7 protein-coding genes are annotated in these 12,894 nt (G+C 35.4%); 1 reads left to right on the forward strand and 6 read right to left on the reverse strand.

Annotated elements, in window-relative coordinates; all coding sequences use genetic code 11:
• The 6 genes from FD18_RS06050 to FD18_RS06075 form a co-directional block, all read right to left on the reverse strand.
• Positions 1-9,013 (reverse strand): MBG domain-containing protein (locus tag FD18_RS06050; protein ID WP_157053611.1); only part of this gene is annotated, 9,013 nt, incomplete at its 3' end.
• A 219-nt stretch (positions 9,014-9,232) separates the two neighbouring features.
• Positions 9,233-10,168: an AAA family ATPase gene (locus FD18_RS06055; protein WP_057719073.1), complete on the reverse strand. Its 936-nt coding sequence runs from the start codon at positions 10,166-10,168 to the stop codon at positions 9,233-9,235.
• A gap of 106 nt (positions 10,169-10,274) precedes the next feature.
• A complete protein-coding gene (locus FD18_RS06060; RefSeq protein WP_057719074.1) occupies positions 10,275-10,952 on the reverse strand; it encodes a 2,3-bisphosphoglycerate-dependent phosphoglycerate mutase in 678 nt (225 codons plus the stop codon).
• 21 nt (positions 10,953-10,973) lie between these two features.
• Positions 10,974-11,216, reverse strand: a complete 243-nt coding sequence (locus FD18_RS06065) for a hypothetical protein (RefSeq protein ID WP_057719075.1) — start codon at positions 11,214-11,216, stop codon at positions 10,974-10,976.
• A 1-nt stretch (position 11,217) separates the two neighbouring features.
• Positions 11,218-11,475: a hypothetical protein gene (locus FD18_RS06070; protein WP_057719076.1), complete on the reverse strand. Its 258-nt coding sequence runs from the start codon at positions 11,473-11,475 to the stop codon at positions 11,218-11,220.
• A 67-nt stretch (positions 11,476-11,542) separates the two neighbouring features.
• Positions 11,543-12,427 carry a cation diffusion facilitator family transporter gene (locus tag FD18_RS06075; RefSeq protein WP_057719077.1) on the reverse strand — a complete coding sequence of 295 codons (885 nt, stop codon included), beginning with the start codon at positions 12,425-12,427 and terminating at the stop codon, positions 11,543-11,545.
• Positions 12,428-12,519: 92 nt separating this feature from the next.
• On the opposite strand from FD18_RS06075, the gene FD18_RS06080 reads away from it, so the two are divergent.
• A complete protein-coding gene (locus FD18_RS06080) occupies positions 12,520-12,876 on the forward strand; it encodes an ArsR/SmtB family transcription factor (RefSeq protein WP_057719078.1) in 357 nt (118 codons plus the stop codon).
• Positions 12,877-12,894: the final 18 nt, after the last annotated feature.

Below are 12,894 nucleotides of genomic sequence, written 5' to 3' on the forward strand. Positions count from 1 at the left end.
TTTCAACAATAATCGTTCTAGTTATGGTCTTAGTCTCAGTTGTTGTTACAATATTAGGTTCAATAACAAATTTCGTCACACCATTTTCAATAGTGATTTGTGTTGGAACGTTAGAATCGACCAGCTTGTAATCTTTTGGAACATTCTGCTTTACATCAAAGTCAACTTTGTCACCATAGTTAGATGAGTCTGTACCAATATTGTCGATAGCCTTAATAATCTTACCATTGCCATCAACGTATTCAATCTTTTGACTAGCAGGAGTGATACTATACTTAAATTCACCAGTTACGTTAACAGTGTAATTTGAATTATTATCTTGAAGTTTCTTCAAACCATTTTCGCTTAAAGTAATCGTGTAATTACCTACTTCAGTTGGAGCATTACCATCTGGAGTATTCCAGCTAAAGTTATCCAATGTTAAACCATCTTTATTAAGATTGTTACCAGTTAAGTTGTCTAACAAAGTTGAAAGATCAACGCTTGCTGGTTGACCATCAGAAACCTTAGAACCATTCCCTGATAAAGTTACATCCATTTTTGCTGGAGTAACAGTCAAAGTACCAACTTCTTGTTCAGTCGTTGGCCAATCATAGTTTGGATTGAGCTCCTTAAGTTTTTCAACACCTTCTGAAGTTAAGTAAACCGTGTAGTCACCAACATTAGTTGGATCTACAGGATTTCCATCTTTATCCTTAACTACAAAGTCATCGCTTGTTAACGTACCATCCGGAATTGTTGGAACTGGACCATCACCATCAGGTATCAGCGTAATTGGGAAGTTACCTGGATCTACTACTTGTGGATTTCCTGTGTATGTCCCGATCTGACTACCGTTTCCTGAAATAATGATTGGAGCTGGAGTAATTGTGAACCTAGCGTTTCCAGTTACTGCTGTATTCTCAAGAGTTACGTTTCCAGCACCATATTTTTCAGTAAGCACTTCTTGCAAATGACTAATTCCGGTACTGTTCAAAGTTAAAGTATAAGTACCAACATTAGTTGGATCAGTAACACTCCAATCGTAATCCCCCTCTCTCAATGTATAAGTAATCTTGGCACCATTAATTCCAGAAATCGTAACATCAATGTCTCCGCCGTTGTAGAGATCTACCGTACTGATTACTTGTCCATTGTAGATACGGCTATTTTCACCACTTACAATTGCATTTGCTTGAGCTGTCTCAATTACTAATTTTCCAACTTCTTGTTCAGTTGTTGGCCAGTTATAGTTTGGATTGAGCTCCTTAAGTTTCTCAACTCCTTCTGGAGTTAAGTAAACTGTGTAGTCACCAACATTAGTTGGATCTACAGGATTTCCATCTTTATCCTTAACTACAAAGTCATCACTAGTTAAAGTTCCGTCTGGAATTGTTGGAACTGGACCATCACCATCAGGTATCAACGTAATTGGGAAGTTACCCGGATCTACTACTTGTGGATTTCCTATATATGTTCTTGTTTGAGTATGGTTTCCTGAAATAGTGATATTATCCTTGGTAATCGTAAAGGTAGCTTCTCCCTTAAGATCGCTATCTGTGATCTTAACGTTACCTTCACCCCACTTGTTATCAATTGTACCTTGGAAGTTAGCAAGACCGGTCTTGCTCAAACTTAATGTATAACTACCTGCATCAGTTGGAGCATCTTCGTTAGGTGTATTCCAAGTATAGTCGCCAGCTTGCAACTTATAAGTTACAGTTTCATTGCTGTTTGAAATGCTAATAGTTACTTCAACTGTACCATCTTTGGCATTAATCTCAGTCGTAGTTACTGGTTTGCCATCATATGTCTTAGATGCACTCCCGGAAAGATTTGCACTAGCAGTAGTCTCAGTAATTACATATGAACCTTCACCGCTAATTTTGGCGTTAGACCAATCAAGGTTTTCTGAATTATTACTGTTTTGCAGTATCTTATTCTTACCTGATTCAGATAACTCGATAGTATACACACCAACATTGCTTGGAGCAGTTGTATAAGTAATTCCATCTTTTACCCAAACATAATCGCCATCTTCCAGAATAACAGTTGGATTTCCTGGTGCAGTTACCGTGACTGCAGGCTTAGTAGCATAATTATCAAGAGCAATTGGCGTACCATCAAATACCTTTTCAGCACTGGCATTAAATTTAACACTTGGTATAGCTTTTTGGATTTCGAAATTACGAGTACCAGTATTATCAAAGTTGTAGCTGTAATGAGTTGCACCTACCTTAGCAATATTTTCCTTACCTTGTGTAGATAGTTGAACCTTATAAGAGCCAACATTAGTTGGATTTTGACTTGAAACAAATTCCAAATCCCCAGCAACTAACTTGTAAGTTTGACCATTACCAAGAACTACTTGGTAATCATCAACATTAATATCACTATTTGTAAATGTATTACCTGTATAAGTTACTTCTTGATGCCCATCTAAGATTACAGATATATTGGTTGCCTTATTTACTGTGTAGGTACCACTTGCAGCATTTATCCAATTATAATTATTAGTCTGTGATTGAAGCTTCTTAAAACCATTTTCACTTAGAGTAACAGTATAAGTGCCTAACTCAGTTGGTACAGTAGTTGTTTTATCACCATTTGCAGCAGTGAATTCAAAGTCACCAGCATCTGCAGAAAGAGTCACCCCTTCTGGAATGTTAACAGTTACCTGATTATTTGTTGAAATAATTGGTTTGAAGTTATTTGCATCAAATGTATTCTTACCATATTCAACAGTTTGACTAGCAGGATTATCAAAGTTAACTGTTGCTTGTGCCTTATTGATCGTGTAACTTGCATTTTCATTAATCGTTACATTCGACCAATCAAGATTTGCTGCATTTGCTGCTTTGATCTTACCAATTCCCTTCGATGTTAAGGAAACAGTATACTCCCCTGCATCAGTTGGAGCTGTAGTAAATGTTTGACCATCCTTAGTCCAAACATAATCAGTGCCAGCAACTAAAGCTACATCATGTGGACCAGGAGCAGTAATCGTCAAAGTTGGCACATAACCAGCAATTGGTGTACCATCATAAGTCTTTTGGTCTTGACCAGTAAATGATGCACTTGGGATTGCCTTAATAATTTCGAAGTTAGCAGTTCCTGCATTATTAGCAGCTGTAATTAAATTGACATTACCTACACCATTCTTATCATTGATTACCTTTTGTAAGTTCGTCAAGCCGACACTAGTCAATTTGATAGTATAAGTGCCAACGTCAGTTGGCGCATTTCCATCAGAAGTTGACCAAGTATAGTCACCAGTCTGTAAGGTATAATTTTCTGTCTTCCCTAAATAATCTAATGCTACCTTTATTTGACCATTACTATTAACTTCTGCTGTAGTAGTTGCTTGCCCATTATAAATCTTACGATTGTTCCCAGTTAACTTAGCTGTAGCGTCAGCTGCCTTAATGGTATAAGTAAAGACATTAGTGCCCAGAGTTAAGCCATAATTTGGATTGGCAGTAGTAATCTTATTAATACCAGTTTCACTTAACTTAATAGTATACTCACCAGCATTAGTTGGTGCATTACCGCTCGACCAAGTAAAGTCATTAGCATCAAAATTGGGAATTACTAGATTTTGTCCACTAACTGTATTAGATGAAGAAATTGCTGCTTTAAGTTGATTCATTGGCAACTCTACTGGAGAACCAGTATAAGTAGTTTCGCCACTACCTGACATTTGGTAATCAGCTTTAGCTTTGACAATTTCTAACAAACCATTACCAGCTTTACTCCAAACATAGTTTCCACTAGTTGGAATAGCTCTTTTAATCTTTTCAATACCTTCTGGAGTCAATGAAACTTTATAAGTATCTGGTACAACTGGTGAAGGAGTAACTGTGTAATCTCCAACACCTAAAGTACCAACTGGAACAGTCAAAGTTTGACCATTATCAGTGATAATAGTTGGTACAAAATCAGCTGGATTTACAGGAATTACATCACCTGTCCAAGTGCTGGTTTGTTTGTTTTCTTCAGTTAATGAAATAGTAGCAGCTGCCTTAGTAATCTCGTAAGTCGCACTACCTGTAATTGCATCATCAGTCCAATTAACATTATTGCTGTTACCATAATGCGCTTTAATGTTTGCAATTCCAGTACTGTTCAACTTAATTGTGTAATTTCCAACATTTGTTGGTGCACCATTTAATTTTGTTGAACCATCTTCGCTGTACCAATCATAGTCGCCTGCTTGAAGTTGATATGCACCTTGAGTAGTGCCAGGAACATTTGCGGTAATCTTGATATTACCATCTTTAGTAACTTCAACATTACTTACTGCCTTAGCATCGTATGTTTTAGAATTATTTCCTTTTAATTCGGCTGTTGCTTGTGCCTTTTCAATCGTGTAGTTAACGTATGACTTACTTGGATCATAATTAATTGTTAAACCGCCAGCGACTTGCTTTAATTTATCTAAACCATTTTGGTTCAAAATAATGCGGTAATTACCAGCGTTAGTTGGTGCGCCAGCTAAAATATTACCTTGGTCATCTGTGTATGAATAATCATCTGACGTCAAGTTAGCATCTTGAATAGCTTGAGCAATATTTTGAACAGATACATCAGTATTTGATGAAACAACAGTATGAGTAATTTCACTAATTATATCGGTAGAAACTGGTTGTTCACTGCCATTGTAGGTATTAGTAATAGTATCATGATTAATCGTTAAATCAAGATTGACCTTGTTGTAGACCACATTAACTGTTATCGAACTCATCTCTGGAGTCACTGTAATACTATTTAAACCAGTAATAATGCCATTTGCATTAGTTGTTACTGCAGGATAGTCAGTATTACCGACTTTTGCACTTTCAATATAGTAGCCTTCTGGAACAGTTGAGCTAGTCCAGCTACTCCAAGTTGCATTGGTGCTCGTCCATGCAGCATCACCATCTGTAATTGTCTTAGTACTATCACTTGGATCTACATAACCTATTACTTTACCTGTGACTTCATCAACAATCGCTGTTCTGTTAAACGTTACGCTTTGAGTAGTTCCTTCAACTGGTGTTGGTAAGCCTTCAACTTTGATAGTTCTAGTAAGTGTTTTCGAAAGTGCAACTTTATCTGTATCGGTACTACTACTTGGCCATTGATCTGGTGTACTTACCTTTACACGCTTATGAGTTACATAGATCGTTAATGCAGTATTATCTGGACCAAAAGTTTCTGGTACAGTACTACTATTTGAACTTATTACATAGCCCTGCTTTTCCAAAGCACTCTTAACTGCATTATATGCAGTCGTTGCATCAGTTGGAACATTACTTCCTTGATTTCCAGTAATTGCTTGGCCATTACTTAATAAATCAGTGTTTGACTGAATAATTACCGGATTTGATGGATCGTTTTCATCAATTACTTTATAAGTGAGTGTACGTTGAATTGGCACAGCCTCTAATATTACAGTTGCATTATTATAGAAGTATTGAACATTTCCACCAAAGACTGGAGTACCTGCAGGTGCATCAGTTTGCCAAGTTTTTCCACCAGATTGCAAAGTTGCTGACTTAATTTCGTAGTTAGCAGGGATAGAAGATGCTGCATTCCTATTTGCAAGATTGATAGCTTCCTGTTCAGTCAACATTGTATTGTTTTGGGCTAAATTATAACCAGTACTTAATTCAGGAAGATCAACAGTCTGAACTTGACCATTTTCATCAGTATATCGAAGCTTGAAGTTAATCTTAGCTTCACCAGTTACGGTAATATTAGCTGGCTTTACTTTGTTAGGATCGGTACTTGCATTATATATTGCCTCACTGCTTATAAATGGCTTCGTAGTATCTGAATAAAATCCAGTACTAATATATCCCGTCTTACCAGCATCATTTACCAAGTTAGGATCTATTCCTGTAAAAATCAAACGATCTGAACTTCCATTATTATTTAAGGATGAAGTTTTAATAATAATTGACTTAATCTTAGACCAATTAGTTACTTGATCTGCTGTAACATACCCGGTTTCATCGGGTTTAGTACCATCAGGATCGCTATTACTCTTAAGATCACCCAATTCCGTAGAATATAAGAACGTGTAATTCGTCTTATCACCATCGTAAACAGGACGACCACTTAGTTGAAAAGTAAAGCTAGTGTCGGAAGCTTGTGGTAAGTTCACCAAAGCAACAACATTAGTTAAATTAGCACCTGAGCTATTAATTAGACGAACTGCATATTCCATCTCATTGGAGTCATAGAGATTAGAAATCCCAGAATCAACCAAGATATCATCTTGATTACCCTGAGCAACACTAGCCGTGTTAGCACCACCGACTTGATTAATGGTAAAGCCTGCACTTCCGACATAATAAAGATTAGAAGTGTTTCCCTGTACCCAATCCGGATTAAAAGTAATACCACTTGGAGCAAAATTGCTTGTGTTATTAGGATTATAGGCAGCATTGGTTAGTTTTGTTGTTGGACTAACAATATAGATCATCCCTTGATAAGTTCCATTAGCTCCATCAGGCAAGGTATTGAAGTGAATATAGTTATTGGCTCCGCCACCGGAGAGATAATTATAGCCAGTACCTGAATAGTCAATCTTGACAACTTGACGTGACAAACCTGGAATATTTGTTGGTACAGTAAACAGTGATAACTTAGGCACACCTACTACACCATTATTACTATTTGGCCAAAACTGCGGTAACTTAGTATAGTCAGTTGAAAAATCATAAACTGAGAACCATTCCGGTAAAACATAGTAAAAAATCGGTTCATAGATATTATTTGTCTGTCCACCACCATAAGCTAGAGACATACCGGCTACATTTGATTTACCAGTTGCAGTTGAAGTTTGGTTACTCCAAATCCCTATAGAAGATGTTAAATCCTTGGGTGAAACAACATTCTGACCAAATTGAACTTTATTAGTCAAATATCTTGTTACATTTCCTTGTTGAATTGTTCCAGTAAAAGTCATATTGGCGACTAATTGTGTACCCGGCTTAACTGTATCTGGAACAGCACCATATGCTTCAAACGCGTTCACTGACTGAGTAGTTTGATTTGCAAAATTATTAAGTGGCAAGTTAATAGCTGTACTTTGATCTCTTTCAAGGTCATCAGGGCTAACTACAATGTTAGTAATTACCCCAGTTCCAGTAATAGTTTCACCAGCATTTACTTGTCCTTCACTCGTTGTACCATCTGCGTAAGTAATGGTGTACTTATAGTTACTTGTACCAGGGATAGTCGGTGTTTTTAGTTCAGTTACACCAAGACCCTCATCAAAATTAAAAGCAAGTTTACTACTGTAATCATTGTATGAAGCAATTGATTCATTGGTAATACCAAAGTAAGCAACGATGTGTTTATGGCCGTTATTTAACAGCTGATTCCCATAATAGGCAGCTTGGGCATAAAGCGGCATTTGGCCTAACGGAATCTCATCATTTGTGCCATAAAAATCTTGACTTACTATTGGACCATTCCAAACTTTTGTTTGACTACCATCATCATTAAGCTTTTGCACAATCGTAATAGGAGCATCAGCCGTATAGGTGGTAGCGATAGCTGGCATGGCAATATCATATGACCCAACAAGTTGGTATGCCGGTCCGCTATTCCAGTTCTGCGTACCAGAACCTTTTGGTACAGTAATAATAACATTATTACCTTCTTGGGTAATGGTAGTTTTATCCCCAAAATTATTAAGTTGCATTGTGGCAGATTGATCTAACACATAACCTTTAGGCATTGGGATTGTAATTATAGTGCCATAATTAACGGCACTATTAATTTTTTGAGAAGGAAGAGGCGTGTTGCTGTAGTCTTGGCCCGGAGCAACCCCGTTAGTTTCATTAATTGCTAGTTGATAGATTGATTCATAATTAGGAATCATCTTCTTTAACGCATTTTGATCAGTAGACTCTGGATTAGGTTTACTTAAAGCAAATTTCGGATTCCATACAGGGTTAATATCAATATGAAATTTAGCTGATGTTTGCTCTACACCATTAATTGTCCACGTAATATCCTTAACCGTAGGTTGCGTAATCTGCATCGGTTGTGGTTTAGCGCCATATCCATTATCAGCGGGAATCGTAATAATCGGATTAATAACTCCAGAAGTAGTGAAGTTATAAGTAACTACTTTCTCATTACCAACATCCTTTATAGATGCACTACCATAGTTAGCGTCTATAGTTGGTTGAGTTACGCCGACAATGCCATAGCTTGGAATTGAAATAGTTACAGTATCACCAGTGAGAACATTTCCTGAAAGTAAAACCTTAGCTGGTTGATTACCATCTGTAGTATTTCCCCAAGTATTTCTTGAAATGTATAAAGTATAGCGTCCATCATTACTTGGAATGGTTACTGCTGCACTTGCTTTAATTTCATCAGCTCCAGCTATATCGTTTGATGATGATAATGTACGTAATTTAGAAACCGTAGCACTTTTAAGCAAAGAGATCTCAACTGTATCTTTTAAATTATTGATCCTACCATTATCTTTGACTTTATTTAAATCTAGACTAGCTGTATCTTCGGCTACAGTATTGGCATTAGCAGTATTTTCTACAGTATTTTCCTTATTAGAGTCTCCTGTATTCTTGTTTTCCTCATTATTATTTAAAGCTTCTGTCTTTGCTGAATCTTCTTCTGTATTTGATTCAGTCTTATTACTAACCGTATTTAATTTATTATTTTCAGTAACAGACGCTGAAGGGATTACTGTTTTATCATCATTTTCTTTTGATAAATTTTGACCAGCATTATCAACAGCTGACTTTTCTTTCTTACTTACCGAGGTAGCTTCAGTTGTTGTTTCTTTTACTTCACTAGAAGTTAAATAAGTATTTTTAGAATTCTTCGCTGGTTCCGTCGTACTATAATTGTTGGAAGTATCTGTAGTGGCAGCTTGAACCTTTGAGGTTGGTTCCTGCATTTCTACTCCCAAGATTAATGTGGATAACAATACAGAGCAAGCTCCTACAGTTAATTTTCTAATACCAAACCGTTGCTTGCTGTCATTATCTTTTTTATTAAAAAACACGCGTATACTCCTCCTTATTCTTTTCTCTTATTACTTAAATTATACTCAACTTTTCACATAATAATTCACATAATGTTTTTTTATTGTTATTTTTAATATTTTAGTTATATAAAATCTGTAATATTCTTACTAAAATAATCTTTTATATAAAAAAATGAGCAGGTAGAAACTGATACAATCCCAATTTTATCAGGATGGTCTTCAACCTTCTCATTTTTATTACCAAATATGTAGTAAACGAGTAGAATCAATCTTACTTAAATTAAATTGATGAACATGTTGATGTTCATTTTCTGGAAATTCTTTCACAAAATCAGCTACATTATATAATCCAGTTGAGTAAGACCAAACTCCTTTTACTTTTCGAATAGGATCTAGCATTTCATTTCGAATCGGATAAGCAGAAATTAAGAAATGCTTGTGGTGGAATTTAAATACAAAGTATGGGAGTCTAAATTGTTCAATGATTTCATCCCTAGTCTTACCTAGAGTAATTACGTTTCGATAAGTTCCATACTTTTTAGTAAATTCATCATTAAAAGAAAAATAGAAATTAGAAATATGAACATGTGGAAAATCTTCTGGCTTAACCTTATCTGGCACACAAACCACATGTGAATAATGATCTAAATTCTTTTCTCTTTGGCTTAAAGCTCGCTCCATTCCATTAGGCAAAATAGAATATGCCCAAGATGGTACTTCCGGGTTAGCTTCATATTGTTCATACATTATCTTTATTACGTCAGGCTTAACCCAATCATAATGCATTCTAGTCTGGTTTCGACGTAACAGACTTTCTAAACTATTGTTTTGCATCAAGTCGACTACAAATAATTCATAGCGATACTTTTCTACCCAAGGACGGAAGTGTTCAATTTTATCAGGTGTGATATGAGTACCATCGACAATAATCGTTTCACCATAGGCCATTTTATGCTGTACTAAATTATCAACCATCTGTTCTGTACGTACAGTTACGTGGCGAGGAATAACTTGGTGCAACTGATCTGTACTTTCCTCATAATAAACTGTCAAATCCGCTAGTAGCAGCCTAATTTCATCACGAGAAATAGCGTAAGGCTGCAAGTGGTGACGAGCAATGAAGGAAGATTTGCCTGATCCGGGTGCTCCTCTTAATAAAAATATTTTACGCATTATTTTCTCCTACTCTACAAGAATTTGTTCAATATACTCGTAAAAAATTTTACCATAAAAATACCTATACAAACTATTAAAAAAGAGTAGACCACTGTCTACTCAATTAGTGTAAAATTTCTTTTTTAATAATATGCAAGTCAGAATCAAAAGTATAAACGATTGGTTCCGCATTTGGAACTTCAACTTTTACAATATCTTTATTACTAATATTTTCGATTTTCTTGATAAGAGCACGCAAACTTGAGCCATGGGCTACAACTAATTGATCGTGACCAGCCATTAATTCAGGTGCAATATGATCCCAAAAATAAGGCATTAATCGCTCCTGAGTTTGATGTAAACTTTCTCCTTGAGGCATTAGACGCATATCATATTTTTGATATCTTCGATCTTGAACCGGCTGAGTTAAAAGTGGTGGCACACTGTCAAAACCACGTCTCCACTTTAATACCTGTTCTTTACCAAAGATCTTTTTTGAAACATCCTTATTAATACCGCGAAGCGCTCCATAGTGACGCTCATTTAAACGCCAAGTCTTAGTAATAGGTAAATATAAAAAGCTGCAAACATCCGCAATAATATCAGCTGTCATAATTGCACGTGATAAGACAGAAGTATGGATATGTGTTGGCGCAAATTCAGCTATTTTTTCTACCTTAAGACCTGCATTTTTTGCTTGTTCAATCCCCTTTTTACTTAAAGGCACATCATTCCAGCCCGTATAAACATTATCACGATTAGCTATGCTTTCGCCATGCCTAACTAAAACTAATTTGGCCAACTTTCTTCTCACCTACCTCATTTAAATCATAAAAAACAAAATAATTCCAGTAATGGTAAAAACGACACCTAAGATTGTAAAGGAAATGACACCAACTTTTCCACTTGATGGAAGAGTTGTTAAAGCTCCTATAGTTCCCTTTGTCAGATTATCTTTAACATCTTTTTTAGTCATTTTCTTTTTTTGATAACGGTTATAGGCTATGTATAAATCCCATAATCCAATTAATAGCACTATGACTGCAACCCAAATATTTACCTTCATTTTATTTATCATCCTTGTGTATGCTTGTGCCATTTACTTTTTGGTCTAAGTTTCGAACTGCTTTCTTAAAAGCCTTTACGGAATTCTGATAAGCTTTTCCACCGTTTTGCTTCAAAAAATTTCCAGCTTGTTGTCCTTTTTCAGTTAGGTGATCTTTGATATCCGGCCAATCATTTTCAGCAAAGTCCTTAAATTGGTCTGTAGCTTTCTTTTGATAATTTTTTAGATTTTCTTTTAGATCATTAGTATCAAACTTCATTTTTCTCTGCTCCTTAAAATAAAAGGCTTTGCCCCTATTTTACCAAATAGCAGCAAAACCAGATTAACTAATCTTCTTTATCGTCAAAAATCATTTTATCACTAATTCCATGTGTGCATTCTGCTTGAAGTGTCACATGGTTAATTCCAAGCGGCTTCAATTTTTTAGCAATTTCTGTGTATATCTTTTCTAATTGCACAGCATCTAAATTTTTATCCACATTAATATGTGCGTCTAACATCGTCACATTGTCTGAATATTGCCAAACATGCACATGGTGAATATTATTCACATGTGGACAAGATAAAACTAATTCATTTATCTTATTTAAATCGATACTAGGGTTCGTCTCCATTAAAATATTAGCAGCTTTAATAGTAACTTCATAGGCTTCTTTAAGTAAAAATACCGAAGCTGCTATCGTCAAAACAGGATCAACCCAGTAAATTTTCCAAATTGAAATTACAACTGCTCCGATCACAACTGCAACACTAGTTATGGCATCCGAAAGCATATTTAAAAATGTAGCTTTTGCATTAAGACTAGTTTTTGCTTCCTTCATAACTACTAGCATTGAAATGAGATTCGCAGCTAAACCAATTAAAGAAACAATTAACATAATTTTTCCCTTAATTGGTTCCGGATGGCTAAAACGTTGAATTCCTTCGATAAACAAATAAATACTAATTACTATTAAAATAATCCCGTTAGTAAAAGCTGCTAAGATCTCTGCTCGATCATATCCAAAAGTTTTACTATTATTTCGTTTTCTCTTAGCAATCAAGTTAGCCACAAAAGCTAAAATTATCGAACCTACGTCACTTAAATTATGCACAGCATCCGAGAGCAAAGCTAAGGATCCAGAAATAGCTCCCCCAATAAACTCAGCAATTGTAATAATAATATTTAATAGTGTTACCCAAAAATAACGTAATGATGATTTATCTTTCATGTTTATTCTCCATAAATATATCGAATTTGATATACTTATATGCAGAAAGTATAATATTCCATTTTTGATATATTGTCAATGAGGTTTAGATAATGAAACAATTAGATATATCCCTAGTCAATGAAGCAGCTAAAATATATAAAGTTTTAAGCAATAGTCGCCGAATTTCTATTTTATTTTTTTTACGCAATTCTTCTGGAGAAGTTGCCGTCTCTACAATCGCAACTAATCTTGAGCTGGCCCAACCTATCGTCTCAAAACAATTAGGCATTTTAGAAAAGTATAATTTAGTTAAGCATCATAAACATGGAACACATGTATTTTACTTTTTAAATGATCCTGATGTTTTATTCATGATTGATGCCATGATTGAACATGTAGAACATTCTGCAAACGAGCATCCTTCAAATTTAGGCTCTATAATAAATCCTGTTGATGGATATCTATGATATTCTATCGACAGGATT

Origin of the sequence: Lactobacillus taiwanensis DSM 21401, from assembly GCF_001436695.1 — a bacterium.
Classification (GTDB): domain Bacteria; phylum Bacillota; class Bacilli; order Lactobacillales; family Lactobacillaceae; genus Lactobacillus; species Lactobacillus taiwanensis.

Coding starts and splice junctions, on each gene's coding strand:
- FD18_RS06055 (WP_057719073.1), bottom strand. CDS start 10,168: ATGCGTAAAATATTTTTATTAAGAGGAGCACCCGGATCAGGCAAATCT.
- FD18_RS06065 (WP_057719075.1), bottom strand. CDS start 11,216: ATGAAGGTAAATATTTGGGTTGCAGTCATAGTGCTATTAATTGGATTA.
- FD18_RS06070 (WP_057719076.1), bottom strand. CDS start 11,475: ATGAAGTTTGATACTAATGATCTAAAAGAAAATCTAAAAAATTATCAA.
- FD18_RS06075 (WP_057719077.1), bottom strand. CDS start 12,427: ATGAAAGATAAATCATCATTACGTTATTTTTGGGTAACACTATTAAAT.
- FD18_RS06080 (WP_057719078.1), top strand. CDS start 12,520: ATGAAACAATTAGATATATCCCTAGTCAATGAAGCAGCTAAAATATAT.